Origin of the sequence: Ferrimonas balearica DSM 9799 (genome assembly GCF_000148645.1) — a bacterium.
Taxonomy (GTDB): Bacteria; Pseudomonadota; Gammaproteobacteria; order Enterobacterales; family Shewanellaceae; genus Ferrimonas; species Ferrimonas balearica.
In genome coordinates this window covers 4,117,172-4,140,756 of the sequence record NC_014541.1, presented here as the reverse complement: position 1 = coordinate 4,140,756, position 23,585 = coordinate 4,117,172, and the positions used below count along the sequence as shown (strand labels likewise).

The 23,585-nt window shown below is 61.7% G+C and carries 26 protein-coding genes; 13 read left to right on the top strand and 13 right to left on the bottom strand.

Features of this window, described 5'->3' with window-relative positions; all coding sequences use genetic code 11:
* Positions 1-21: 21 nt before the first annotated feature.
* The 3 genes from FBAL_RS18750 to FBAL_RS18740 form a co-directional block, all read right to left on the bottom strand.
* Positions 22-849, bottom strand: a complete 828-nt coding sequence (locus FBAL_RS18750; protein ID WP_013347174.1) for a hypothetical protein — start codon at positions 847-849, stop codon at positions 22-24.
* A gap of 3 nt (positions 850-852) precedes the next feature.
* Entirely contained in the window at positions 853-1,245 is a 393-nt protein-coding gene (locus FBAL_RS18745; RefSeq protein WP_013347173.1) for a nitrous oxide-stimulated promoter family protein, read from the bottom strand.
* Between the two features lie 89 nt (positions 1,246-1,334).
* Entirely contained in the window at positions 1,335-1,694 is a 360-nt protein-coding gene (locus FBAL_RS18740) for a DsrE/DsrF/TusD sulfur relay family protein (RefSeq protein ID WP_013347172.1), read from the bottom strand.
* A 76-nt stretch (positions 1,695-1,770) separates the two neighbouring features.
* Between FBAL_RS18740 and FBAL_RS18735 the strand changes: the two genes are divergently transcribed.
* The 5 genes from FBAL_RS18735 (at position 1,771) to FBAL_RS18715 (ending at position 5,577) form a co-directional block, all read left to right on the top strand.
* The gene (locus tag FBAL_RS18735; protein ID WP_041251900.1) at positions 1,771-3,165 is read left to right on the top strand and encodes a protein adenylyltransferase SelO; all 1,395 of its coding nucleotides are present in this window, start codon (positions 1,771-1,773) and stop codon (positions 3,163-3,165) included.
* Positions 3,129-3,458, top strand: coding sequence for a DUF3630 family protein (locus FBAL_RS20035; protein WP_013347170.1), 330 nt, complete (start codon positions 3,129-3,131; stop codon positions 3,456-3,458). The genes FBAL_RS18735 and FBAL_RS20035 overlap by 37 nt, the downstream gene beginning before the upstream one ends.
* Complete coding sequence (locus FBAL_RS18725) at positions 3,451-4,446, top strand: serine/threonine protein kinase (protein WP_013347169.1); 996 nt, start codon at positions 3,451-3,453, stop codon at positions 4,444-4,446. Before FBAL_RS20035 ends, FBAL_RS18725 begins: the two co-directional genes overlap by 8 nt.
* A gap of 56 nt (positions 4,447-4,502) precedes the next feature.
* Entirely contained in the window at positions 4,503-5,114 is a 612-nt protein-coding gene (locus tag FBAL_RS18720) for a thiol:disulfide interchange protein DsbA/DsbL (protein ID WP_013347168.1), read from the top strand.
* Positions 5,115-5,376: 262 nt separating this feature from the next.
* On the top strand, positions 5,377-5,577 hold the full coding sequence (locus FBAL_RS18715; RefSeq protein ID WP_013347167.1) for a DUF1107 domain-containing protein: 201 nt from the start codon (positions 5,377-5,379) through the stop codon (positions 5,575-5,577).
* A gap of 55 nt (positions 5,578-5,632) precedes the next feature.
* Here FBAL_RS18715 and FBAL_RS18710 read toward each other — a convergent pair whose 3' ends face one another.
* Together FBAL_RS18710 and FBAL_RS18705 are read right to left on the bottom strand one after the other, a co-directional pair.
* Entirely contained in the window at positions 5,633-5,860 is a 228-nt protein-coding gene (locus FBAL_RS18710; RefSeq protein WP_013347166.1) for a cell division protein ZapB, read from the bottom strand.
* A gap of 115 nt (positions 5,861-5,975) precedes the next feature.
* On the bottom strand, positions 5,976-6,380 hold the full coding sequence (locus FBAL_RS18705; protein WP_013347165.1) for a DUF2784 domain-containing protein: 405 nt from the start codon (positions 6,378-6,380) through the stop codon (positions 5,976-5,978).
* Between the two features lie 57 nt (positions 6,381-6,437).
* Here FBAL_RS18705 and FBAL_RS18700 point away from each other — a divergent pair, with 57 nt between their 5' ends.
* The 3 genes from FBAL_RS18700 (at position 6,438) to FBAL_RS18690 (ending at position 8,548) form a co-directional block, all read left to right on the top strand.
* Positions 6,438-6,917: a CIA30 family protein gene (locus FBAL_RS18700; protein WP_013347164.1), complete on the top strand. Its 480-nt coding sequence runs from the start codon at positions 6,438-6,440 to the stop codon at positions 6,915-6,917.
* A 135-nt stretch (positions 6,918-7,052) separates the two neighbouring features.
* A complete protein-coding gene (locus FBAL_RS18695) occupies positions 7,053-8,036 on the top strand; it encodes a sensor domain-containing diguanylate cyclase (RefSeq protein WP_013347163.1) in 984 nt (327 codons plus the stop codon).
* Positions 8,037-8,143: 107 nt separating this feature from the next.
* Complete coding sequence (locus FBAL_RS18690; RefSeq protein WP_013347162.1) at positions 8,144-8,548, top strand: hypothetical protein; 405 nt, start codon at positions 8,144-8,146, stop codon at positions 8,546-8,548.
* A gap of 67 nt (positions 8,549-8,615) precedes the next feature.
* Here FBAL_RS18690 and prpF read toward each other — a convergent pair whose 3' ends face one another.
* The 5 genes from prpF to FBAL_RS18665 form a co-directional block, all read right to left on the bottom strand.
* On the bottom strand, positions 8,616-9,791 hold the full coding sequence (gene prpF / locus FBAL_RS18685; protein WP_013347161.1) for a 2-methylaconitate cis-trans isomerase PrpF: 1,176 nt from the start codon (positions 9,789-9,791) through the stop codon (positions 8,616-8,618).
* Positions 9,788-12,412 carry a Fe/S-dependent 2-methylisocitrate dehydratase AcnD gene (gene acnD / locus FBAL_RS18680; protein WP_216086798.1) on the bottom strand — a complete coding sequence of 875 codons (2,625 nt, stop codon included), beginning with the start codon at positions 12,410-12,412 and terminating at the stop codon, positions 9,788-9,790. The genes prpF and acnD overlap by 4 nt, the downstream gene beginning before the upstream one ends.
* A gap of 63 nt (positions 12,413-12,475) precedes the next feature.
* Complete coding sequence (gene prpC, locus FBAL_RS18675) at positions 12,476-13,600, bottom strand: bifunctional 2-methylcitrate synthase/citrate synthase (protein ID WP_013347159.1); 1,125 nt, start codon at positions 13,598-13,600, stop codon at positions 12,476-12,478.
* 50 nt (positions 13,601-13,650) lie between these two features.
* Entirely contained in the window at positions 13,651-14,523 is an 873-nt protein-coding gene (gene prpB / locus FBAL_RS18670; RefSeq protein ID WP_013347158.1) for a methylisocitrate lyase, read from the bottom strand.
* Positions 14,520-15,188 (bottom strand): GntR family transcriptional regulator, encoded by a 669-nt coding sequence (locus FBAL_RS18665; RefSeq protein ID WP_013347157.1) that lies wholly within the window; start codon positions 15,186-15,188, stop codon positions 14,520-14,522. The genes prpB and FBAL_RS18665 overlap by 4 nt, the downstream gene beginning before the upstream one ends.
* 193 nt (positions 15,189-15,381) lie before the next feature.
* Here FBAL_RS18665 and FBAL_RS20030 point away from each other — a divergent pair, with 193 nt between their 5' ends.
* The gene (locus tag FBAL_RS20030) at positions 15,382-15,882 is read left to right on the top strand and encodes a 2-thiouracil desulfurase family protein (RefSeq protein ID WP_013347156.1); all 501 of its coding nucleotides are present in this window, start codon (positions 15,382-15,384) and stop codon (positions 15,880-15,882) included.
* Here the strand turns inward: FBAL_RS20030 and FBAL_RS18660 are convergent.
* The 3 genes from FBAL_RS18660 to FBAL_RS18650 form a co-directional block, all read right to left on the bottom strand.
* The gene (locus FBAL_RS18660; RefSeq protein ID WP_013347155.1) at positions 15,812-16,768 is read right to left on the bottom strand and encodes an acyltransferase; all 957 of its coding nucleotides are present in this window, start codon (positions 16,766-16,768) and stop codon (positions 15,812-15,814) included. The genes FBAL_RS20030 and FBAL_RS18660 overlap by 71 nt on opposite strands.
* Entirely contained in the window at positions 16,769-17,659 is an 891-nt protein-coding gene (locus tag FBAL_RS18655; RefSeq protein WP_013347154.1) for an acyltransferase, read from the bottom strand.
* Between the two features lie 77 nt (positions 17,660-17,736).
* Positions 17,737-19,254, bottom strand: coding sequence for a YifB family Mg chelatase-like AAA ATPase (locus FBAL_RS18650; protein WP_013347153.1), 1,518 nt, complete (start codon positions 19,252-19,254; stop codon positions 17,737-17,739).
* A 421-nt stretch (positions 19,255-19,675) separates the two neighbouring features.
* On the opposite strand from FBAL_RS18650, the gene ilvC reads away from it, so the two are divergent.
* The 4 genes from ilvC to FBAL_RS18630 are packed head-to-tail and all read left to right on the top strand — an operon-like array spanning position 19,676 to position 23,578.
* On the top strand, positions 19,676-20,674 hold the full coding sequence (gene ilvC / locus FBAL_RS18645; protein ID WP_013347152.1) for a ketol-acid reductoisomerase: 999 nt from the start codon (positions 19,676-19,678) through the stop codon (positions 20,672-20,674).
* A gap of 4 nt (positions 20,675-20,678) precedes the next feature.
* Positions 20,679-22,325 carry an acetolactate synthase 2 catalytic subunit gene (gene ilvG, locus FBAL_RS18640; protein WP_013347151.1) on the top strand — a complete coding sequence of 549 codons (1,647 nt, stop codon included), beginning with the start codon at positions 20,679-20,681 and terminating at the stop codon, positions 22,323-22,325.
* Positions 22,322-22,585, top strand: coding sequence for an acetolactate synthase 2 small subunit (gene ilvM / locus FBAL_RS18635; RefSeq protein WP_013347150.1), 264 nt, complete (start codon positions 22,322-22,324; stop codon positions 22,583-22,585). The genes ilvG and ilvM overlap by 4 nt, the downstream gene beginning before the upstream one ends.
* A gap of 21 nt (positions 22,586-22,606) precedes the next feature.
* The gene (locus FBAL_RS18630; RefSeq protein WP_013347149.1) at positions 22,607-23,578 is read left to right on the top strand and encodes a branched-chain amino acid transaminase; all 972 of its coding nucleotides are present in this window, start codon (positions 22,607-22,609) and stop codon (positions 23,576-23,578) included.
* Positions 23,579-23,585 lie beyond the last annotated feature (7 nt).

The window sequence follows — 23,585 nt, the reverse complement described above, 5'->3', positions numbered from 1 at the left end:
AAAGCGCAAAGAGCAGAAGGGTTAGGGCTTTTTATTGAGGTCCCGCAAAAAGGCCAGCTCCTCGGAGCTCAATACGGATTCGGGAGGCTGCCTTTTGGACTTTGAATTGGTTTGGGCCTGGCGGCGCAATCCCCAGGCGGACGCGGTGATTTGGCTGAGTCCGTAAGCCAGCCCAAACAGCAGCAGACTGATGATGGTGATGCGTTTACTGACCAGCATCCAAGGGGGGATGGGTTGTCCGGTCCACAGTGGTACAGACACGCCAATCAGGCGCAGTAACCAGACCAGGCCAGAGGTGATCATCAGAACCAGCAGCCAGGAGTAATGCGGGGTACTGCGCTTGGCGGCAGCGGTGGCGCCGGGGTGGGCCCAGCGTCGCCACAGCAACCAGGTGACGCCAGCGTAGTAGAGATACTGCGCTACGGCACCCACCGGCAGCAGGAACAGAAGTAATCCCTCCGCATTTGTATGGCTCCACAAACGATGGTTGTCGTGCAATAGCGAGGTGATTAGGGCATACAGAAACAACAACGCAGGCAGCAACAGGTGCCGTTCTGCTTTTACCTTGCGCTGGCGAAGTTGGGCGCAGAGGTACAGGTAGAGACAGGGTAAGGCAAAAAACTGCAAAGCGTAGGCTGGCAGCAGCATTGCCGGGGGCAGGAGGTCCGGCATCAGTCCGAAGTAGAGCGCCAGCAAGGCGAGCCAACTGGCGAGATATCTCTCTGACCGGAGCGGATCCCGATAGAAATACAGCAGAAGAATGGCCAAAAGCAGGCAGTTGAAGCAGCCAATCAGCGCGATTCCCAAGTGCAGCCAGGTGAGTAAATCGGGGACTGGCGGCACTGTCATCGGTCAGCTCCCGTTGGCAGGGCGGCTGCGCCGCCGGTTTGCGCGCATCGGTGGCTTTTCCGGCACCGGGCGACGTTCGTCCAACAGGTGGCGGATCGCCTCTACAGGGTGGCGCAGCAGCATGCGTGGCCCGGCGTAACGCATCACCTGGCGGATCTGTTCTTTCGGCTCGGGCTTGTAGCAGTGGATCGGACACTTGGCACAGGTTGGCTTGGTGTCGCCGTAGGGGCAGCGATCCAGTTTCTGTTCCGCGTACGCCAGCAGCTCACGGCAGCCCTGACACAGGCCTTGCTCCCGCGAGACGTCACCACACTGGCCTTTGCAGTAGATCTGCATCATATGGCCAATGGTGCGGAATTCCTGGGCAAGTCGCCCCTCCAGCCGATCGCTCTTCATGGTATAACCTAGTGTTGAACTCGGATTTAATTATCCTAACCGGGGTGAACCGGGGGCTTAAGGGTAATGCACCGAATTCGCGATCGAGATCAAATGTGGATCACCTTGTCGGCAGCGAGGGTCTGCCGGGTCAGATCCACCAGTGTGCCGATGGTGACACCTTCGATCAGTCGATCCGGGGTCAGTCCGCGGGCTTCGGCACAGGTGCGGCAAACGGCGATCTCGACGCCCTGCGCCAGAAGGATCTCCAGCATCTGACCGATGTGATAGCTCAGATCCGGGGTTTGCTGACCAGACAGGGCGGCGACGGTGGCGTCGGACATCAGGAACAGCTTCTGCTGCACCGGTTGTTCGGCGTGTTCTTGCGTCGCCAGGGCGATCCGAAGCGCGTTGTAGAGACGTTCACTGCCGTAAGGACTGTCGTGTGCAACCAGCAGGATGGATGTCATGAATACTCCAAATGATCAAAAGGAATGTTGCTTGAGTAGGACTCTGAAGGAAAAGGATACCGCATGGCAAGGGGGGATTGGCCAACGGTTGCCCTGGTTGGGAAGCGCTGTGATGCCGCTTCCTCTGGATGCCCCAAGGTGGGTGGGGTGGAGTGATGAGATGGGACAGCGGTTGGGCCTGGAGCAGGATGACGCCGCTCTCGCTCAGTTGTCAGGCGCCACCGCTTCCCTGCCCTGGCCGCCCTTTGCCCAGGTCTACAGTGGGCACCAGTTCGGTGGCTATACCCCACGTCTGGGGGATGGCCGGGGCGTGCACCTGGGTGAGAGAAATGGCCTGGAAGTCTTTTTGAAAGGCAGTGGCCCGACCCCGTACAGCCGTGGCGGCGATGGCCGGGCGGTGTTGCGCAGCGCGGTGCGGGAGTTTCTGGCCAGTGAGGCCCTGCACCATCTTGGGATCGCCACCACCCGCGCGCTGGCGGTGATCGGCTCGGATACTCCGGTGTGGCGGGAGGAGCAGGAAACTGGCGCCATCACAGTACGGGTCAGCGAGAGCCACCTGCGCTTTGGCCACTTTGAATATTTTCTCTATACCCGTCAGCAGTCTCAGCTGGAGGCGTTGATCGAGGACACCATCGATCACCACTTTGCCGGGGTGCGGAGCGAATCGGATGCCAAACTGGCCTGGCTGGTTGAGGTGGTGGAGCGCACCGCCCGAACCGTGGCAGATTGGCAGGCGTTCGGTTTCTGCCATGGCGTGCTCAACAGCGACAACATGTCGATCCTGGGGGAGACCTTTGATTACGGCCCCTTCGCCTTTATGAACCGATTTGACCCCGGCTACATCTGCAATCACTCCGACCACGAGGGTCGCTACGCCTTCGACCAACAGGCGGGCATCGGGCTGTGGAACCTCAACCGACTGGCCATCACCCTCACGCCCTGGCTCGACGAAACCGCCATTCGACAAGCATTGGCGTGCTATGAGCCGGTGCTGGTTGAGCGCTATCTGGCGCGGATGGGGGCGCGGCTGGGCCTGCCGGACCCGACAGCAGAGGACCTGCCGCTGATCGCAGAGTTGCTTAACCGGATGGCCGAAGGCGGGCTGGATTACAGCAATACCCTGCGGGAGTTCGCGCAGTTGGACCCGACCAGTCAGGACACCCCGCTGCATCGCCGCTTTGCCGGAGTGGCCGGGTTCAGCGACTGGTGGCAGCGTTACCAGCAACGTCTGGGTGGAGTGGATGGGCTGGCGGACTGGCAGGCCCGCCGCAGCGAAGCCAATCCGGCCCTGATCCTACGGACTCATCTGGCCCAGGAGGCCATTGCGGCGGCGGAACAGGGCGATAATGACCCACTGCATCGCTTGCACCGGGCATTATGCCGCCCCTATGATCCCGAGCCAGAATTCGACGATTTACGAGGCGATGCCCCATCATGGAGCCAACAGTTAACGCTCTCCTGCTCAAGCTAGGGCGCCCGCAATACAGCGCTGACCGTGGTCAGCTGCTTTGGCCCTGCCCGCTGACTCAGGAGCAGGCCGCAGAGGTGGCACCGCAGTTGATGGCCCGGCTGGAGTGCCAGCTTGGGGCGCTGGAACAGGGGGCTGACCGCCTGTTCTGGCCCGCCCGGTTTGAGGACACGGTACTGGGCCTGCAGTTTGAAGCCTTGTGCGACAGCCTGTGGCTGGAGGCCAGTGACGGGGCGCTCGATGGTGCCGAAACCCTCGCCTTCCTCGCTGCACAAGTGGGGGCCGAGCATGTCTGAAGCGCGCTTCGATTTTCACTCGCTGACCCCGGACCGGGTGCTGGATGCGGTGGAGTCTCTGGGGGTTTATCCGGACACCGGCCTGCTGCCCCTGAACAGCTATGAGAACCGGGTGTATCAGTTCCGGGCCGAAGATGGCCGTCGCTACGTCACCAAGTTCTACCGGCCGCAGCGCTGGAGCGAAGCTCAGATCCGCGAAGAGCACCAGTTTGCTCAGGAGCTGATGGAGAGCGAGGTGCCGGTAGCCGCCCCCATCGCCATCGATGGAGAAACGCTGTTTGAACATGACGGCTATCGCTTTGCTCTCTGGCACAGCGTGGGCGGCCGCCAGTTCGAAGTCGATAATCTCGACCAGCTGGAAGCGGTTGGCCGTTTTCTGGGCCGTTTGCACCAGGTTGGCCGGCGTCAGCCGTTTCAGCACCGTCCGGCGCTCAGTGTGGCGGAGTTCGGCTTTGAAGCCCGCGAGGTGCTGCAGCAACAGGCGGAGCTGGGCCCCCACATTGAAACCCCCTTCTTCACCGTGCTGGATCAGGTGCTGGCGCGCATCGAAGCGCCGCTGGCGGAGTCGATGACCCAACTGCGCCTGCATGGTGACATGCATCCGGGCAACATTCTCTGGGTCGATGAGGGGCCCAGCTTTGTCGATCTGGATGACGCCCGGACCGGCCCGGCCATTCAGGATCTGTGGATGATGCTGAACGGCGATCGGGCCAGCCAGTTGCTGCAACTGGATGTCTTGCTGGAGGGCTACGAGACCTTTGCCAGCCTCGACAGCCGGGAACTGAAATGGATTGAGCCGCTGCGGGCGCTGCGCATGATCAACTATCTGGCGTGGCTGACAAAACGCTGGAGTGACCCGGCTTTTCCCCGGAACTTTCCGTGGTTTGGTACGGACAAATTTTGGGAGCAACAGGTTTTGGCCCTCAAGGAGCAATTGGCCGCGCTGGATGAACCGCCGCTGTCATTGACGCCAGACTACACTCCCTAAGCTTCCTGTGGCACTCTTGGTGCTGCGTTGAATTGTTAACTAAAAGAGAACACCCAATGAAGAACTTGCTGGCTCTCGCCTTTGCCCTGGTACTGGCGCCCCTGAGTGCTTACGCTGCGGATTTCAAGGAAGGCACCCACTACACCACCTTCAACCAGAGCCCCTACAGCGGGCAGCCGACCGTAACCGAGTTTTTCTCTTTCTACTGCCCGCACTGCTACACCTTCGAAAAGAACTACGTGCCGCAGATTAAGGCTGGCCTGGCGGAAGGCGTGAAGTTTGAACAGAACCACGTGGATTTTATCGGCCGTGAGATGGGCCCGGAGATGACCCGTGCCCTGGCGGTTGCCGAAGTGCTGAAGGTGGAAGACACCATCAAACCGGCCATGTTCTCTGCCATCCATGATGCCCGCCGTACCTTTGCCAGCCGCAATGACGTCCGTCAGCTGTTTGTCGACAACGGCGTGTCCGCCACCGACTTCGATAAGGCGGCCAACAGCTTTATGGTCAACAGCATGATGAAGAAGTGGAAGAAGGCCCAGCAGGACAGCGGCATTCGCGGCGTTCCGGCGCTGATGGTCAACAGCAAGTACGTGGTTGACGTGGGCAGCGTACAGTCCCTCGCTGAGCTGACTGAACTGCTCAACTACCTGGCCAAAAAAGGCTAAGTAACGCAATTGCTGTAAGCTTTTCTGTACAGAAAAGGCGGGCTCCGGAGCGGGGCCCGCCTTTTTTTTGTGTCAAAAGGCCGTACTATGCCCGCGGTTTTTGCGGACAAGTTCAGGCAAATCTTAGGGATGCTGAAGGTCTGACCAAGCAGCCTGAACTGAACCTGCCCGCAGCAGCGAATATTTGTTCTGACAAGGAACTGGCTTGCGCTAAGATCGGTCTGAACTGGCGTAAGAGAATCAACGATTAAGGGATGTCGTCGTGAGAATTTTTCCGCTCTATGCACCACGGTTGATCGCAAAGCACGCGCGCATTTTTCGTGACGGTGTAGTGATGGTGAAACACCTGGGCATGCTGGAGTTTCGTAATGGGCGATTTGTGATGCCGCAACGGCCACTGCCCAAGGTTCGCTCGGCCATTACCGAGCTGAATGAGATCCTGACCCCCGCGCCGGGGTATTAAGCGAAAACAAAGCGGAAACAAAAAGGGTGGGACAAGTCCCACCCTTTTTTGATCATCAGGCTGCGCTGTCGCTGGGCAGACGCCCCAGCAAACCTTCGATCTTATTGTGCCAGGCGGCCAGTTCCTGCCGCAGTTGCTGGTTTTCCTGCTCCAACTGCTGCTGCTGTGACGCCAGTTCGCTGCTGCGCTGTTTCTCTTCCTCAAGCTCCAGCTGCATCAGCTCCATGGTGTCCAGGGCATTTTGTACCCGGGACTCCAGTTGCTCCAGTAACTCCAGGCTCATCTGTGTCAGTCCTTACTACGGTTAAGGGCTCGATTCTAGCAATACCTAAGCCGGTCGGATACGCCTTTTCAGACGAGTGGCGAGGGATTGTACAGGGGCAAATGTTCCCGCAATATCAGCGTTTTCTGCCGGGGTTGGGGGGAACCCACCACCAGCTGAGCAACACCGCCAAAGCAAACAGCGAATAGGCCAGCACAAACACCCACCATGGCGCCTGGAAAAACAGCCACTGATGCAGGTAGTGGGCCAGGAAACTGCCGTCAAACTGGCCAGCTCCCGCTTGTTGACGAAGCCATTGCTCCAGCATCGTTAACGGACAAAGCTGCCCCAGCCACGCCTGTGCCACCACCACGCTGATGGCCAGCAGGTGAAGTTGGCGAAAGCGGCGGTGACGTACCCATTGCCAGCCAAAGAGATGGCCCAGCCACACGGCCAGCAGGCCGATAATTACAAACAGCACAAACAGCAGGTGCAGCAGCAGAATCGCATCTGCGGCAGCGTGCCAGAACCCATTTGGCATGATGCCCTCCTGAGTTCAGTATAAGAGCAGGATGGAACCCGATATTGAGGTAACGGCATGTGGCAGTTGGACTTACAGGAGGTGGCCCCCTGGCTGGCGGTCAACGACGGGGTAATGGGGGGGATCTCCCAGGCCCGTTATCGTCGGATTGAGGAGGGCGCCCGCTTTGAGGGTGAGGTGTCGCTGGCTTACGGGGGCGGTTTTGCCTCCATCCGGCGACCGGTTCGTCTACCGCTGAAGATGGTGGCGCTCAGTTTGCGGGTGCGCGGTGATGGCCAGCGTTACCAGCTGCGTCTGCGCACCCACGGTGGCTTTGACGGGGTCGTGTATGCGGCGGGCTTCGATACCGTTGCGGGCCAGTGGCAAACGCTGCGTTTCACCCTGGATGACTTTCAGGCCACCTATCGCGGACGTCCGGTACCTTCCGCGCCGGCATTGGATTGGCAGGATGTGCAGCAGCTGGGGTTGCTGATCGCGGATAAGCAGGCGGGGCCGTTTACCCTGGACTTGGCCTCATTAACCGCGTTGCAGGAGTAAGTCAGTTCCCACTAACGTGTTCAAATTGCCAACGATCTCTCAGATCCGGCGCTTGCCTCTGGCGCCAGACTAAACGTCAGTTAAAGTGGCGCTTTTTGGCTTCCAACGTGGGCCGGTGACAAGAGGATAATTGTTGTGATTGTACCGGCCTGGCCCCTGGATGAAGCTCAGCGACTGGCCAGTCTGCGTGGCCTGCACCTGCTGGATACGCCGATTGAAGAACGCTTTGATCGCCTGACCCGGCTGGCCCAGCGCCTGTTCGACACCCCCATTGCCATCATCAGTCTGGTGGATGAGCATCGCCAGTGGTTCAAATCCCGCATCGGCGTGGACGTGACCCAGACCCCGCGTGCCATCTCGTTCTGTGGCCACGTGATCCTCGATGATGGTCTGTTCGAAGTGTCGGACGCCCTCAATGATCCCCGCTTTGTCGATAACCCCATGGTCACCGGCGAGCCCTATATCCGCTTCTACGCCGCCTGCCCGCTGACCTCGCTGGATGGCCAGCGCATCGGCGCGTTCTGCATCAAGGACACCCGTCCGCGTACCCTGTCGAAGTCCGAACGTCAGGCGCTGTGGGACCTGGCCCGCATCACCGAGCGCGAGATCAACGTGACCGAACTGGCCACCCGGGATGAGCTGACCGGTCTGTCCAACCGTCGCGGCTTTATGATGATGGCGGAACACGCCCTGACGCTGTGTGCCAGCCGGGATAAGTCAGCCATGCTCGCCTATCTCGACCTCAACAGCTTTAAGGCGATCAACGATGAACTGGGCCATGCCGAGGGCGACGTGGCACTGAAGTTGATGGCGCAGGCGATGCAGGAGACCTTCCGGGTGAATGACCTGACCGCCCGCCTGGGCGGCGACGAGTTTGTGGTGATGTTCCCGCGCAGTCGTCCTCAGGCGGCGGAAGCGCTGCTGAAGCGGTTGCGTATCCGCTTACACCAGCTGTGCCAGGATAAGCCCTATGAGATCGAGTTTGCCTGCGGCACGGTGACCTGGGACCCCGAACAGCCGACAACACTGGACCAGTTGCTGGCGCAAGCCGACCGTCTGATGTACCAGAACAAGGCCGACATGGGCGCCCAGGAGATGGTCCCCTCCGAGCCTGCTTAATTTTGAATTAAGTCGCGACTGCAGTCGTCCTCCTGCACACTGCCTGACCTGAACCCAGGCCAGCGGTTTCGAGCCTGACACCGAACCAGTGACCGGAGGACGACGCCATGAAACGCATCCTGATTGCCCTGTTTGCCAGCACCCTGATGATGGGCTGTGCCAGCCCCGCTTTTGACCACGACAATGAGAACGTGTCCCGCAACAAGGGCGCGGCCGGTGGGGCGCTGTTGGGGCTGACTGCCGGGGCGCTGACCGGTGATGCGGAGTTGGCGGCCAAAGGGGCCGTGGCCGGGGCGGTGGCCGGTGGGGTGGCGGGTACCATGCACGACACTGAGCAGGCCCGGGAGAACGCCCGTAATGCCGAAACCGCCGATGCCTTGCGGCAGGACAATCGCAGCGATGCCGAGAAGCGGGCGGATGAGCTGGAGGCGGAGCTGAGGGTACTGCAGTTGGAGCAGCAGATCGCCGAAATGAAAGCGGCTCAGGACGACAGCGCGCAACAGGCTGAGTAAGCCGTCGCGTAACCGGACATCAAAAAAGCCCCGTTATTACGGGGCTTTTTGCTTTTTAGTCAGGGTGTTAGATGGGGATGCGCACCGCGCCTTCCATCAACACCCGGGCACTGCGGCTCATGGTCACCGAACGGGCTTGCCATTGGCCGTCCTGCTCCACCACTTCCGCCCCCACTTTCAGGGTGCCCGAGGGGTGGCCAAATCGGACCTGACCCGATACCTCTCCCGCGACGGCCTCATTGACCAGGGTACCCGGAATGGCGGCGGCCACGGCGATGGCGACGGCGGCGGTGCCCATCATGGCGTGGTGCAGCTTGCCCATCGACAGGGCCCGCACGTTCAGATCGATGTCGCTGGCTTCAATCGCTTTGCCGCTGGAGGCGGTATAGGCTTTCGGGCCGGTAACGAAGGCGATCTTCGGTGTGTGGGCGCGGCTGGCAGCCTCGCTCAAATCGCTGATCAGCCCCATCTTCAGGGCACCGTAGGCGCGCAGCTGCTCGAAGCGCGCCAGTGCGGCCGGGTCACCATTGATCGCCTCCTGCAGCTCGGTGCCCTGGTAGCCCAGGTCTTCGGCCCGGGCGAACACGGTGGGGATGCCAGCGTTGATCAAGGTCACTGGCAGGCGGCCACCGGCCACCAGCGACTCCGGCACCTCCAGCTCATCCACCTTGGCGCCGGTGGGAAACAGTGCACCGTCGGCGGGGTCGGTAAAGGTGACGGCCACTTCGGCGGCGGGGAAGGTCACCCCATCCAGCTCAAAGTCGCCGGTCTCCTGCACCTGACCATCAGTGATCGGCACCCGGGCCAGAATGGTCTTGCCGATGTTGGCCTGCCAGATCCGCACGGTACAGAAGCCGTTGTCCGGCACCCGTTCCGGTGCCACCAGCCCCTGCTCAATGGCGAAGGCGCCCACCGCCGCCGTCAGGTTGCCGCAGTTGCCGCTCCAGTCGATCACCGGTTGGTCGATGGCGACCTGACCAAACAGGTAGTCGACATCGTGCTCCGGGCGCTCGCTGGGGGACAGAATCACGGTTTTGCTGGTGCTGGAGGTGGCGCCGCCCATGCCGTCGGTGTGCTTACCGTAGGGATCCGGGCTGCCGATCACCCGCAGCAGGATGGCATCCCGCTGCGGCCCGGCCACCTGCGCCTCGACGGGCAGGTCGGTCAGCTTAAAGAACACGCCTTTGCTGGTGCCACCACGCATGTAGGTGGCGGCGATGCGGCGTTGCGGTTGGTGGCTCATCGTGCCCCCTCACTGGCCAGGAAATCCTTGGCAAAGCGCTGCAGTACACCACCGGCGTCGTAAACCCGTACCTCTTCGGCGGTGTCGAGGCGGCAGGTCACCGGCACCTCAAGGGTTTCACCATTACGGCGGTGCACCAGCAGAGTCAGGGTGGCACCCGGGGTGCGCTGGCCCAGCACATCGTAGCTTTCGGTGCCGTCCAGGCCGAGGCTCAGGCGGGTGGTGCCAGGCTGGAACTCCAGCGGCAGCACACCCATGCCCACCAGGTTGGTGCGGTGGATGCGCTCGAACCCTTCGGCCACAATCGCTTCCACCCCAGCCAGACGCACGCCCTTGGCGGCCCAGTCGCGGCTTGAGCCCTGACCGTAATCCGCGCCAGCCACGATGATCAGCGGCTGCTTGCGCTCCATGTAGGTTTCAATCGCTTCCCACATGCGGGTGACCTTGCCCTCCGGCTCGATGCGGGCCAGTGAGCCCTGGCGCACTTCGCCTCCGGCGTCCCGCACCATCTCGTTGAGCAGTTTGGGGTTGGCAAAGGTGGCGCGCTGGGCGGTCAGGTGATCGCCACGGTGGGTGGCGTAGGAGTTAAAGTCCTCCTCCGGCAGGCCCATCTTCGCCAGGTATTCCCCTGCTGCACTGCTGGCCAGGATGGCGTTGGAGGGGGAGAGGTGGTCGGTGGTGATGTTGTCACCCAGCACCGCCAGCGGGCGCATCCCCTTAAGGGTGCGTTCACCGGCCAGCGCGCCCTCCCAATAAGGGGGACGACGGATGTAGGTGGACATGGGGCGCCAGTCGTACAGCGGCGGGTTGGATTCACCGTAGTCGACGCTGAGGTCAAACATCGGCTCGTACACCGAGCGGAACTGCTCCGGCTTGACGAAATCCCGCACGATGGCGTCGATCTCGTCGTCTGAGGGCCACAGGTCCTTCAGGGTGATGGCGTTGCCCTGGGCGTCGTGACCCAGCACATCCTGCTCGATATCAAAGCGGACGGTACCGGCAATGGCGTAAGCCACCACCAGCGGCGGCGAGGCCAGGAACGCCTGTTTGGCGTAGGGGTGGATGCGACCATCAAAGTTACGGTTACCGGACAGCACCGCAGTGGCGTACAGATCGCGGTCGATGATCTCCTGCTGGATCACCGGGTCCAGCGCGCCGCTCATGCCGTTACAGGTGGTGCAGGCGTAGGCGACGATGCCAAAGCCCAGCTTCTCCAGCTCCGGCAGCAGCCCGGAGGCTTCGAGGTAGAGTCGGGCCACCTTGGAGCCGGGGGCAAAGGAGGATTTCACCCAGGGCTTGCGGATCAGCCCCAGCGCATTGGCTTTTTTGGCCACCAGCCCGGCGGCGACTACGTTGCGCGGGTTGGAGGTGTTGGTGCAGCTGGTGATCGCAGCGATGATGACGGCGCCATCCGGCAGCTGGCCTGCGGCCTCCTGCTGCTGCGCTTCGGCCAGATCGGTGGCGATGCCACGCTCGGTCAGGGCGCTGGTGGGCAGGCGACGGTGCGGGTTAGATGGGCCGGCCATATTGCGGCAGACGCTGGCCAGATCAAACTCCAGCACCCGCTCATACTGGGCGGTCTTGAGGTCATCGGCCCACAGTCCGGTGGTTTTGGCGTACTGCTCCACCAGTTTGACCTGCTCCGGCTCGCGGCCGGTCAGGGTCAGGTAATCCAGCGTTTGCTGGTCGATGTAGAACATGCCGGCGGTGGCCCCGAACTCCGGGGTCATGTTGGCGATGGTGGCGCGGTCGCCGATGGTGAGGCTGTCGGCCCCTTCACCAAAGAACTCCAGATAGGCGGACACCACGCGCTCGCGGCGCAGGAACTCGGTCAGGGCCAGCACGATGTCGGTGGCGGTGATGCCGGGCTGGCGCTGGCCGGTCAGCTTGACGCCGACGATCTGAGGCAGGCGCATCATCGAGGGACGGCCCAGCATTACGGTTTCCGCTTCCAGACCGCCGACACCGATGGCGATCACACCGAGGGCGTCCACGTGCGGGGTGTGGCTGTCGGTGCCAACACAGGTGTCCGGGAAGGCGATGCCATCGCGAGCCTGAATCACCGGTGACATCTTCTCCAGGTTGATCTGGTGCATGATGCCGTTGCCAGCGGGGATCACATCGACATTTTTGAAGGCGGTTTTACACCAGTCGATAAAGTGGAAGCGGTCGGCGTTGCGACGCTCCTCCACGGCGCGGTTCTTTTCGAACGCGTCCGGGTCGAACCCGGCGTATTCCACCGCCAGTGAGTGGTCGACGATCAGCTGGGTCGGGACCACGGGGTTGACGGCGGCGGGGTCGCCGCCCTGCTCGGCGATGGCGTCACGCAGACCGGCCAGATCCACCAGCGCGGTCTGGCCAAGAATGTCGTGGCACACCACCCGGGCCGGGTACCAGGGGAAGTCCCGGTCGCGTTTGCGCAGGGCGATCTGCTCCAGGCTGGCGGTCAGTTCGGCCGGGTCGCAACGGCGCACCAGCTGTTCCGCCAGGACGCGGGCGGTGTAGGGCAGGGTGGCGTAGGCGCCGGGCTGGATGGCGTCGATGGCGGCGCGGGTATCGTAATAATCCAGGCCGGTTCCGGGCAGGGGTTTGCGGTATTCGGTGTTATTCACTGCGGGCACCTTACTGTTCGTTCTGGCCCCCGGCTGGGGGCAAAACGGGGGCCGATTGGCCCCCGCTGTGACTCAGGGGCGATCTTCGATGGCCACCCATTCGGCGCTTTCCGGGCCGGTGTAATCCGCGCTGGGGCGGATGATGCGGTTGTTGGCGCGTTGTTCCATCACGTGGGCGGTCCAGCCGGAAACGCGGGAGCACACGAAGATGGGGGTGAACAGCTTGGTGGGGATGTTCATAAAGTGGTACGCGCTGGCGTGGAAGAAGTCGGCGTTACAGAACAGCTTCTTCTCGCGCCACATCACCGCTTCAACACGCTCAGACACCGCGTACAGGCGGGTATCGCCCACCTGCTCGGCCAGCTTTTGCGACCAGGCCTTGATGATGGCGTTACGGGGATCGGACTCGCGGTAGATGGCGTGGCCGAAGCCCATGATCTTATCCTTGCGGGCCAGCATACCCATGATCTCAGCTTCCGCTTCGTCGGCCGTTTGCCACCGCTCAATCATGTCCATGGCGGCTTCGTTGGCGCCGCCGTGCAGCGGGCCACGCAGGGAGCCGATGGCGCCGGTCACGCAGCTGTGGATATCGGACAGAGTGGAGGCGCAGACGCGGGCGGTGAAGGTGGAGGCGTTGAACTCATGCTCGGCATAGAGGATCAGCGACGCGTGCATCACCTGCACATGCAGCGGGTCCGGCTTGGCGTCGTGCAGGGTCCAGAGGAACTGCTCGGCGATGGAATCGGCGTCGGTCACCACGTCGACACGCTTGCCGTGGTGGCTGTAGTTGTACCAGTAGTTGATCAGGCCCGGGAAGATCGCCAGCATGCGGTCGATGTGGTCGTGCTGCTCGGCAAAGTCCTGCTCGGTTTCCAGGTTGCCCAGCATGGAGCAGCCGGTGCGCATCACGTCCATCGGGTGGGCGTCGGCCGGGATCTGCTCCAGCACGGTTTTCAGGGCCTCCGGCAGGGCGCGCATCCCCTTCAGCTTGGTTTTGTAGGCAGCCAGTTCGGTCACATTGGGCAGCTTGCCGTACAGCAGCAGGTAGGCCACCTCTTCAAATTCGGCCTTGGCAGCCAGTACGGCGATGTCGTAGCCGCGGTAGGTCAGGCCGGCACCGGTTTTGCCAACGGTACACAGTGCAGTTTCACCGGCGCTCTGGCCACGCAGGCCGGCGCCACCAATGGGCTTAGTCATGTTAACGCTCCTTATCCTTGTTCTAATCCGTCAGTCTTCTCAGTGACCGCTCACTTGCCTTCTTTGAAGAGGGTGTCCAGCTTGTCCTCGTAGCTGTGGTAGCCGAGGAAGTCGTACAGCTCCGCGCGGGTCTGCATCGCCGCGACCTGACTGCGCTGGTGACCGTCCTGCATCAGGGCCTCGAACACCTTGAGGGCGGCAGCGTTGGCGGCCCGGAAGGCGCCCAGCGGGTAGAGCACCATGTCGGCACCGGCGTCATACAGGTCGGCCTTGTCGAACAGCTCGGTCTTACCAAATTCGGTCATGTTGGCCAGGATCGGGGCTTTTACCTGGGCCTTGAACTGGCGGTATTGGTCCAGTTCGGTCAGCGCTTCGGCAAAGATCATGTCGGCACCGGCTTCCAGATAGGCCTGGGCGCGCTCAATGCCGGACTCCAATCCCTCAACCGCCACCGCATCGGTGCGGGCCATGATGACGAAGCTTTCGTCAGTACGGGCGTCCACGGCGGCTTTGATGCGGTCACACATCTCGTCGATGCTGACCACCGCCTTGTTGGGGCGGTGACCGCAGCGCTTCTGGGCGACCTGGTCTTCCATATGCACGGCGGCGACACGGGCTTTCTCGAACTCTTTGATGGTGCGGGCGATGTTGAAAGCGCCGCCCCAGCCGGTGTCGATGTCGACCAGCAGCGGCAGATCGGTGGCGGAGGTGATGCGGCTGGCGTCGATCAGCACGTCATTCATGGAGGTCATGCCCAGATCCGGCAGGCCGTAGGAGGCGTTGGCAACACCGGCCCCGGAGAGGTACAGCGCCTGATGGCCAACCCGCTCCGCCATCAGGGCAAAGTAAGCGTTAACGGTACCGACGATCTGCAACGGCTTGGCGGTGGCGACGGCGTGGCGAAATTTCTGTCCTGGGGTCATGCGGTTAACTCCTCCATGGTTTGACGCAGCAGCTGGGCGGTGTGACGGGCGCCGGCCTCGATATGGCGGCGCATCAGCAGCGCGGCCAGTTCACCGTCGCCCTGGGCCACGGCGTCGAGGATGCGGCGGTGTTGCGCCAGCGCCTCGAGTGGACGTCGTCCACTGCTGCATTGGTTGCGGTACATCTGTAGCTGGTAGTAGAGATCACCGGTGAGGGTGGTGATCAGGGTGGAATTGCCACTGGCCTGGATCAGGCCAAAATGGAAATCGATGTCGTCCTGAATGGGGGGCAGCTCAGGCTGTGAGAACACCACCTGCTGGCGGTCGAGCAGTTCGGTCAGGGCGTTGACCTGAGATGGGGTGATGCGTTGCGCGGCAAGCCGGCAGGCCATCGCCTCGAGCTCGGCCCGGACCTGGTAAAGGTCGCGGAGCTTTTCCGGCGTCAGCCTGACCACCGTGGCGCCGACATGGGGGATGCGCTCCACCAGGCGGCGCTGTTCCAGTCGCTGCAGGGCTTCCCGCAGCGGGCCGCGGCTGACACCATAGCGGGCTGCCAGCTCCTGCTCATTGATCTTGCTGCCCGGTGCAAGGTCGCCCTGAATGATGGCATTTTGCAGCTCACTCAGGGTGCGGTCGGCTAAGGTCGGTTGCTTGCTTTCGCTCACAGACTGTCCATTTGCGCAGGGCGCTGATGAAAAAAGGTGCAGAAACTGTGCGCGCGATCACCATTATTGTCAACAAAATGTTGACGCTTGCGTCATCGAATCAGTGGCAATCTTTCGCAACGGATTACGATTAAAGCCGCTAAAATTGGGGCTTTCTCAGGGTGGGTTAGACTTTCGACGAATGGAGAATGAGATGGATTGTCAACAATCGTCCGGTTTCCGAGTGCTGACCAGCGCCTGTTTGCTGGGCCAACCGGTACGTTATGACGGCCAGGCCAAAGGGCTGGCAGACCCCCGTTTAGCCCAGTGGGAGAAGGCGGGGTTGCTGTTGACGGTGTGCCCCGAGGTGGCGGGCGGGTTGCCGGTGCCCCGGCCAGCCGCAGAGCTTGGCGAAAAGGGCCGGGTAAGAACCGAGGGGGGCGACGACGTCAGTCTGGCCTTCCACCGGGGGGCCCGGGTGGCCCTGGCGCTGTGCCAGCGTTATGGGATTCGCCTGGCACTGCTGAAAGCCAACAGCCCGTCCTGCGGCAATACCCGCATCTATTCAGGCCGTTTCGATGGTCAGTTGGTGGTGGGAGAGGGGGTGACGGCCGCGCTGCTTCGGCAGCACGGCATCGAGGTGTTTAACGAGACTCAGCTTGACCAGTTGGCTCAAGCTCTTGATAGAACGGCGCCGGCGCCTGCTGCTGATTGATCACATTGGCGATGGTGCGGTCCTTCTCCAGCCACAGGCCGTTGAGCCAGTGCTGGAAGGTCACGCGGTAGGCCTTGTCGCTGTCGTAGTCGCCGACGGGGACTTCGCTCATAGGCAGGGTGCGGACACTGACATGGATGCGGTCCAGTTTGCCCTGCAGCAACGCCCACATGATGTTTTCCGGTGCATCCGGGTAGACGATGGTGACGTCCAGCAACTGGTCGAACTGACTGCCCAGGGTATTGAGCGCAAAGGCGATGCCACCGGCCTTGGGCTTCATCAGGTAGCGGAACGGACTGCGCTGACGCTGGTGCTTGGAGCGGGTCAGGCGTGAGCCTTCGACAAAGTTGATGACGCAGGTGGGCAGGTCTTTGAACTTCTCGCAGCTGCGGCGGGTGGTTTCAATGTCCTTACCTTTCAGGGCCGGATTTTTGGCGATCTGGCTCTTGGTGTAGCGCCGCATAAAGGGCATATCCAGCGCCCAGCAAGCCAGTCCCATCACGGGCACATAGAGCAGCTGCTGTTTGAGGAAGAACTTCAGCATCGGCACCTGGTTGCGCAGCACCACGGTGACCACCACGATGTCGGCCCAGCTCAGGTGATTGGCCAGAACCAGATACCAGCCCTGCTTGGAAAGCTGGCTTTCGGACAGGCCATCCACTTCCCAGCGGGTTTTGGTGGTGAGCCGCAGCACCCCGTAATTGGTCGCGACCCAGCCGTGCATGCAGGCGTTGCACAGAGCACTGATCTGCCGCCGCAATGCCGGGATGGGCAGCAGTTTGATGGGGGCAAGCAGAATGATCAGGCCACCCCAGAACAGTACGCTCAGGCAGGCCAGTACGGCGTTAAGCGGCGCCAGAATCGGCGCGGGCAAAAACGACAACATTCAGCAATCCTGTCTCTCTTGTTGATGCTCCAGGGCGGCAAGCTTACCCGCTTTCTCACTCCAGATCTGGTTTAACCAGCTCTGGTACGTCCCCTTGTCTTCACGTTTCTGGTAATCCAGCCGGTTGATGGGTTCGAGGCAGTGTTCCTCGATCCACAGCTCTACCTTCGGTACCCGGCCACACAGGTAATCCCAGAAACTGGGGATACCGGCCGGGTAGTAGATGGTGACATCCAGCAGTCTTTTCATCTTGCCCCCCATGGCGTCCAGGGACATGGCCACGCCGCCCACCTTGGGTTTGAGCAGGGTGGGGAAGGGACTCTCCTGCCGCGCCTTCTTTGCCGGGGTAAAGCGGGTGCCCTCGACAAAGTTCATGATGCTGACGGGCTGGTAGTGAAACTTCTCACAGGCTTTGCGGGTGGCTTCCCGGTCCTTGCCTTTCAGGTGCGGATTTTTGGCCAGGAAGCTTTTGCTGTAACGGCGCATAAAGGGGAAATCCAAGGCCCACCAGCACAGTCCCAGGAACGGCACGTACAACAGCTCGCGCTTGAGAAAGAACTTGAGGAAGGGGATTTTGCCGTTAAACACCCGCTGCAACATCAGGATATCGACCCAGGACTGATGGTTGGCGATCACCAGATACCACTGCTTGGGGTTCAGTTCCGGCAGGGCATGGGTGATCACCCGGGTGCGGGACAACAGCCGCTGATTGAGGTTGTTGATGCCGATCCAGATCCCGGCGATGCCATCGAGCAGCACCGTGCAGCCCCGTCGCAACGGGGCGATGGGCAGCAGCTTCAGCAGGCCGAGCAGAATCACCCAGGGAAACCAGAACAAGGTGTTGATGACGTAGCCGCTGAACGACAGCAGCCCACGCAGCGTGGACACCATAACCACTCCTTCAAATCCATCTCTGGGGTTATGGTAATTCAGGCTATCTGCAGCGAACAAGCCGGGATTTGGCCGCATTATCCAGTCATTGATGACAACTCTTTCAGTAAACGATCCATCGCCCGGTAACCCAGCGCTTCCGCCATATGGGCTTTGCCCACCTGATCTTCACCCGCCAGATCGGCGATGGTCCGGGAAACCCGCAGGATGCGGTGAAAGGCACGCACCGATAATCCCAGCTTACTGACGGCCCGTTCGGCGTACTGCAAGCCCGCTGCCGGGATCCCCACACCGGGGCCCAGCCGATGGCCGGCAAGCGCCTGATTGAGACAGCCCTGGCGGGTCAGCGCCTGCTGTCGCGCTGCTGCCACCAAGGCCCGGACCTCGTCACTGGTGGGGCCCTCACGTTGCCCCTGAGTCAGGCTGCCGGGGGGCAGGCGGGGCACCTCAATGGTCAGATCGAAACGGTCTAGGAAGGGGCCGGAGAGGCGGGAGAGGTAGCGTCGGATCTGCTCCGGGGTATCCCGGCTGTGCTGGCCGGTTTCGCCGGAGGGAGCAGGGTTCATGGCGGCCACCAGCTGGAACTGGGCCGGAAACGTCAGCTTGGCGCTGGCCCGGGAGATCACCACTTCGCCGCTTTCAAGGGGCTCTCTGAGGCTGTCCAGCACAGTGCGGGCAAACTCCGGCAGTTCATCGAGAAACAGAACGCCGTGGTGGGCCAGAGAGATCTCCCCGGGTTGAGGAATGCTGCCGCCCCCCACCAGGGAAGCCGCAGAGCTGGAATGGTGAGGTCCCCGAAATGGCCGTTGATGGAGTTGAGCCGGCGTACGGCTCATCCCTGCTACCGAGTGAATTGCTGCCACGGCCAGAGCCTGTTCGGTGGTCAGCGGGGGCAACAGGCTGGCCAGTCGGCTTGCCAACAGGGTTTTTCCGGTGCCTGGAGGCCCCATCAGCAAGAGATGGTGATGACCCGCGGCGGCGATCATCAGGGCCCGCTTGGCGTGGCCCTGACCGATGATGTCGCTCAGGCAGTGTTCACTCGGCTGTGGCGGTGCACTGGCAGCCGGAGGGCCGGGCAGGGGCTGTTGCCCCAATAACCCGGCCACCAGCGCCAGCAGGGAGGGACTGAGCTGGGTATCGGCGTCGCTGACCAGGGCCGCTTCCGGGCCATTTTCTTCGGGCAGATAGAGACGGTGACCGGCCTGATGGCCGGCGACAATAGCGGGCAGCACTCCGGGGATGGGGCGCAGGGCGCCGGACAGGCTGAGTTCGCCATAAAATTCACGATTGTGCAGGCAAATGTCGGGAAGTTGCTTTGATGCGGCAAGAATTCCCAGAGCGATGGGCAGGTCGAACCGCCCCCCCTGTTTGGGCAGATCCGCGGGGGCCAGATTGACGGTAATCCGTCGGGCCGGAAACTCAAACCCCGCCATCTGCAGGGCGGCCCGAACCCGCTCGCGGGACTCCCGCACCGAGGCTTCGGGCAGACCGACAATGGTAAAACTGGGCAAGCCACCGCCCAGGTGAACTTCCACCGTGACCCGGGGTGCTTCGATGCCCAACTGGCCACGACTTAACACACGGGAAAGACTCATGTTTCCACCTCCAAGTGGTGAGCCAACCCCTGCCTTAGTCAAAAAAGGTATTGGTTATTCAAGCATTTTTCTCTGTTGTTGCCTATGGTTCTATAACGAAACGATTTGTTACATAGTCGTTTTCGGTTGAGTGCAAATTAATCTTTGCATCTGAAAATTCGCTGTGCTAACTCTAAAAAAGCTCAGAACTTGAGCACCAAATTTTTCCGTTTTGTTGAGAGTGAATCCAATGTTCCGTACTGCCATCGAACTAGTGCTAGTCGTGATTACCGTGGTGATTATCGTCACCTGCGGGGGTCAGGGTGTGGCACGAGGCAGTAGCAGAAGCTAACAACGAAGCCAAAACGACACCAAGCCCCCCGCACCGAAAGGTCCGGGGGGTTTTTTATTTTCAGGTCATTAACTTACGGAGAGCCACACCATGACCCAGATGTATCACCAAGCGGACGCCAACCCGAGTTTGCTGGAAGGAAAAACCATTGCCGTGCTCGGTTACGGCAGTCAGGGCCGCGGCCAGTCTCTGAACCTGCGGGACAGTGGCGCCAACGTGGTGATCGGTCTGCGTCCGGGTGGCCCGAGCTGGCAACAGGCCGAGTCCGAGGGCTGGCAGCCGGTGCCCTTTGCGGAAGCGGTGAAGGACGCCGACATCGTGATGATGCTGACTCCGGATATGGCTCAGGCCCAGATCTACCGCGATCACATCGAACCCAACATCAAGCCGGGCGCGATGCTGATGTTCAGCCACGGCTTCAACATCCTGTATGACCTGATCAAACCCTCCGCCGAGATCGACGTGACCATGGTGGCGCCGAAAGGCCCGGGCTACCTGGTTCGTACCGAGTACGAGCGTGGTGCCGGTGTGCCCTGTCTGATGGCGGTGCACCAGGACGCCACCGGCAGTGCTCACGCCAAGGCTCTGGCCTACGCCGATGCCGTAGGTGGCACCCGCGGTGGGGTACTGACCACCAATTTCAAAGAGGAAACCGAAACCGACCTGTTTGGTGAGCAGGCGGTGTTGTGTGGCGGCGCCATCGCGATGGTTCGCAAAGGCTGGGAAACCCTGGTGGAAGCCGGTTACCAGCCGGAGCTGGCTTACTTTGAGTGCCTGCACGAACTCAAGCTGATCGTTGACCTGTTGTACGAAGGCGGCATCAGCCGGATGCACCAGTTTGTGTCCGACACCGCCTCCTACGGCGCACTGACCCGGGGCGATCGCATCGTTGATGACCGCGCCAAAGAGACCATGAAGCAGGTGCTGACCGAGATCCAAACCGGCCAGTTTGCCCGTGAGTGGATCGATGAGTACCAGTCCGGTAACGCGGACTACCACCGTCGCAAGACCGAAGAGTGCAGCCACCCGATCGAAGCGGTGGGTGCGGACTTGCGTGGCCGTATGAGCTGGTTGAAGCGGGGAGAGTAAACCCATGATAAGCGGAGCGGAGGCGGTAGTACGCGCGTTGGCAGAACAGGGAGTTCGCACTCTGTTCGGCTACCCGGGCGGTGCCATCATGCCAATTTACGATGCCCTGTATGACAGCCCGGTAGAGCATCTGCTGTGTCGGCATGAACAGGGCGCAGCGTTTGCCGCCATCGGCTACGCTCGCGCTTCCGGCAAGGTGGGGGTCTGCATGGCCACCTCCGGGCCGGGCGCGACCAACCTGATCACCGCGCTGGCGGACGCCATGATGGATTCCATCCCGGTGGTGGCCATCACCGGCCAGGTGCCCAGTGCGGCGATCGGTACCGATGCGTTCCAGGAGATTGATGTGTTGGGCCTGTCGCTGGCCTGCACCAAGCACAGTTTCCTGGTCAGTTCGCCCGACACCCTCTGTGACACCCTGCATCAGGCGTTTGAGCTGGCGGCGGAAGGGCGTCCTGGTCCGGTTCTGGTGGACATCCCCAAGGATGTGCAGCAGGCGATGGTGGCGTATCACGGCCGGCCTCGTGCCCTGCCGCAGGCGGCCAATGACACTTTTGAACTGGAAGCGGCCCAGGCGATGCTGGCCGATTCCCGCAAGCCGCTGCTGTACGTGGGTGGTGGTGTCGGCATGGCCGGTGCGGTGGCGGAGTTGCGTGACTTTATCCGGGTCACCGGCATGCCGTCGGTCACCACCCTCAAGGGGATTGGCGCCATTGCTCACGGCACACCGGGCTTCCTCGGCATGCTCGGCATGCACGGCAGCCGGGCGGCCAACCAGGCGGTTCAGGAGTGTGACCTGCTGATTGCGGTGGGCGCCCGATTTGATGACCGGGTGACCGGCAAGCTCGATGCGTTTGCCCCCACCGCCAAGGTGATTCACCTGGACATCGACCCGGCCGAAATCAGCAAGCGTCGGGATGCCATGGTCTCCTACTGTGGCGATCTGCGCCGGGTGTTGCCCGCTCTGGCGATGCCGATGGACGTGTCGGAATGGCGCGATCACTGCGATGAGCAGAAACAGCAGTGTGCCCATCGTTACGACCACCCCGGTGCCACCATCTACGCGCCAGCCCTGCTGAAGCGTCTGGCGGAAACCCTGCCGCGCAACGCCATGGTTTCCTGCGACGTGGGGCAGCACCAGATGTGGGTGGCTCAGCATATGTGGTTCGACAGCCCCAGCAACCACCTCTCCAGTGCCGGTTTGGGCACCATGGGATTTGGTCTGCCGGCGGCCATCGGCGCCCAGTTGGCCCGTCCCGATGACCTGTCGCTGCTGGTCTCCGGTGATGGCTCTTTCATGATGAACGTGCAGGAGCTCACCACCATCAAGCGGGCTCGCCTGCCCCTCAAGATTGTGCTGCTGGATAACCAGCGCTTGGGCATGGTGAAGCAGTGGCAGGAGCTGTTCTTCGAGGAGCGCTTCAGCGAAACCGACCTGTCCGACAACCCGGATTTCGTCACCATGGCGGCGGCGTTCAATATCCCCGGCCGCCATATCTGGCGCAAAGACCAGGTAGAGGAAGCGATGGCCGAGATGCTGGCAGCGGAAGGCCCCTACCTGTTGCACGTATCGATTTCAGAAAAGGAAAACGTCTGGCCCCTGGTTCCGCCGGGTGCGTCAAATGACGAGATGATGGAGGAAAAGCGATGAGCGAGCACACCCTGTATATCGAGATGAACCCCAGCCCGGATGTACTGGAGCGCGTGCTGCGGGTGACCCGCCATCGCGGCTTCACCGTCCGCAATATGAACATGGCGTACGCCGGCAACCAATCGCAGATGGCGGTAACGGTGAGCAGCGAACGCCCGATTGACCAACTCACCCGTCAGTTGGATAAATTGTTCGATGTGACCGATTGTCGCATCGAAACGGCTTGCGAGTCGGCCCCGGCCGCCGCAGCCAACGCTTAAGCATTTGAAGGAGTATTCACCGTGAGCCAAGCCGATTACATCTGGTTTAATGGAGAGATGGTGCCCTGGCAGGATGCCAAGGTGCACGTCCTCAGCCATGCCCTGCATTACGGTTCGTCGGTGTTCGAAGGGATTCGCGCCTACCACACCCCCAAGGGCCCGGCGGTGTTCCGTCTGAAGGAACACATTCAGCGCCTGTTTGATTCCGCCAAAATCTACCGCATGCCGATCCCCTGGAGTGTGGAGGAGATTGAGCAGGCCTGTCGCGACTCGGTAGGCCAGAACGGCCTCGACAGCGCCTACATCCGCCCTCTCGCGTTCTATGGCCATGTCGGCCTGGGTTTGAATGTGCCTGCCGGCAGCCAGGCTGAGGTGATTGTGGCGGCCTTCCCCTGGAACGCATACCTCGGTGATGAGAGTGCCGAAACTGGCGTGGATGTGTGCGTCTCCAGCTGGAACCGGCTGGCGGCCAACACCATGCCCACCGCAGCAAAAGCGGGTGGTAACTACCTCTCGTCCCAGCTGATCTCCGGCGAAGCCCGACGTCATGGCTATGCCGAGGGGATCGCCCTGGACGTCAACGGCCAGATCTCCGAAGGGGCCGGTGAGAACCTGTTTATCGTCAAAAACGGCGTGCTTTACACCCCGCCGGTGACCGCCGCCATCCTGCCGGGCATCACCCGCGACACCATCATGACGTTGGCCCGTGACGCCGGTTATACCGTGCGTGAAGAGGCACTGGCGCGGGAAGCGCTCTACCTGGCCGACGAGATCTTTATGACCGGCACCGCCGCCGAGATTGTGCCGGTGCGTTCGGTGGATGGCATCACCATCGGTGAGGGCCGCCGCGGTGAGATCACCGGCGCCATGCAAAAGGCGTTCTTTGGCCTGTTCACCGGCGACACCGAAGACAAGTGGGGCTGGCTCGATTACGTCCACACTCCCAGCGATGAGCAGGCGTTTGCCGCTCACACCATGGCGGTGGAACTGTAACCGCCAC

What these genes read in the sequence shown, in the direction of transcription:
- FBAL_RS18725 (WP_013347169.1), top strand. Translation starts at nt 3,451, where the DNA reads ATGTCTGAAGCGCGCTTCGATTTTCACTCGCTGACCCCGGACCGGGTG.
- FBAL_RS18750 (WP_013347174.1), bottom strand. Translation starts at nt 849, where the DNA reads ATGACAGTGCCGCCAGTCCCCGATTTACTCACCTGGCTGCACTTGGGA.
- FBAL_RS18655 (WP_013347154.1), bottom strand. Translation starts at nt 17,659, where the DNA reads ATGGTGTCCACGCTGCGTGGGCTGCTGTCGTTCAGCGGCTACGTCATC.
- FBAL_RS18745 (WP_013347173.1), bottom strand. Translation starts at nt 1,245, where the DNA reads ATGAAGAGCGATCGGCTGGAGGGGCGACTTGCCCAGGAATTCCGCACC.
- prpC (WP_013347159.1), bottom strand. Translation starts at nt 13,600, where the DNA reads ATGACTAAGCCCATTGGTGGCGCCGGCCTGCGTGGCCAGAGCGCCGGT.
- FBAL_RS18660 (WP_013347155.1), bottom strand. Translation starts at nt 16,768, where the DNA reads ATGTTGTCGTTTTTGCCCGCGCCGATTCTGGCGCCGCTTAACGCCGTA.
- FBAL_RS20030 (WP_013347156.1), top strand. Translation starts at nt 15,382, where the DNA reads ATGGATTGTCAACAATCGTCCGGTTTCCGAGTGCTGACCAGCGCCTGT.
- FBAL_RS18690 (WP_013347162.1), top strand. Translation starts at nt 8,144, where the DNA reads ATGAAACGCATCCTGATTGCCCTGTTTGCCAGCACCCTGATGATGGGC.
- FBAL_RS18710 (WP_013347166.1), bottom strand. Translation starts at nt 5,860, where the DNA reads ATGAGCCTGGAGTTACTGGAGCAACTGGAGTCCCGGGTACAAAATGCC.
- prpF (WP_013347161.1), bottom strand. Translation starts at nt 9,791, where the DNA reads ATGAGCCACCAACCGCAACGCCGCATCGCCGCCACCTACATGCGTGGT.
- FBAL_RS18705 (WP_013347165.1), bottom strand. Translation starts at nt 6,380, where the DNA reads ATGCCAAATGGGTTCTGGCACGCTGCCGCAGATGCGATTCTGCTGCTG.
- FBAL_RS18650 (WP_013347153.1), bottom strand. Translation starts at nt 19,254, where the DNA reads ATGAGTCTTTCCCGTGTGTTAAGTCGTGGCCAGTTGGGCATCGAAGCA.
- ilvG (WP_013347151.1), top strand. Translation starts at nt 20,679, where the DNA reads ATGATAAGCGGAGCGGAGGCGGTAGTACGCGCGTTGGCAGAACAGGGA.
- FBAL_RS18700 (WP_013347164.1), top strand. Translation starts at nt 6,438, where the DNA reads ATGTGGCAGTTGGACTTACAGGAGGTGGCCCCCTGGCTGGCGGTCAAC.
- FBAL_RS18720 (WP_013347168.1), top strand. Translation starts at nt 4,503, where the DNA reads ATGAAGAACTTGCTGGCTCTCGCCTTTGCCCTGGTACTGGCGCCCCTG.
- prpB (WP_013347158.1), bottom strand. Translation starts at nt 14,523, where the DNA reads ATGACCCCAGGACAGAAATTTCGCCACGCCGTCGCCACCGCCAAGCCG.
- ilvM (WP_013347150.1), top strand. Translation starts at nt 22,322, where the DNA reads ATGAGCGAGCACACCCTGTATATCGAGATGAACCCCAGCCCGGATGTA.
- FBAL_RS18740 (WP_013347172.1), bottom strand. Translation starts at nt 1,694, where the DNA reads ATGACATCCATCCTGCTGGTTGCACACGACAGTCCTTACGGCAGTGAA.
- ilvC (WP_013347152.1), top strand. Translation starts at nt 19,676, where the DNA reads ATGACCCAGATGTATCACCAAGCGGACGCCAACCCGAGTTTGCTGGAA.
- FBAL_RS20035 (WP_013347170.1), top strand. Translation starts at nt 3,129, where the DNA reads ATGGAGCCAACAGTTAACGCTCTCCTGCTCAAGCTAGGGCGCCCGCAA.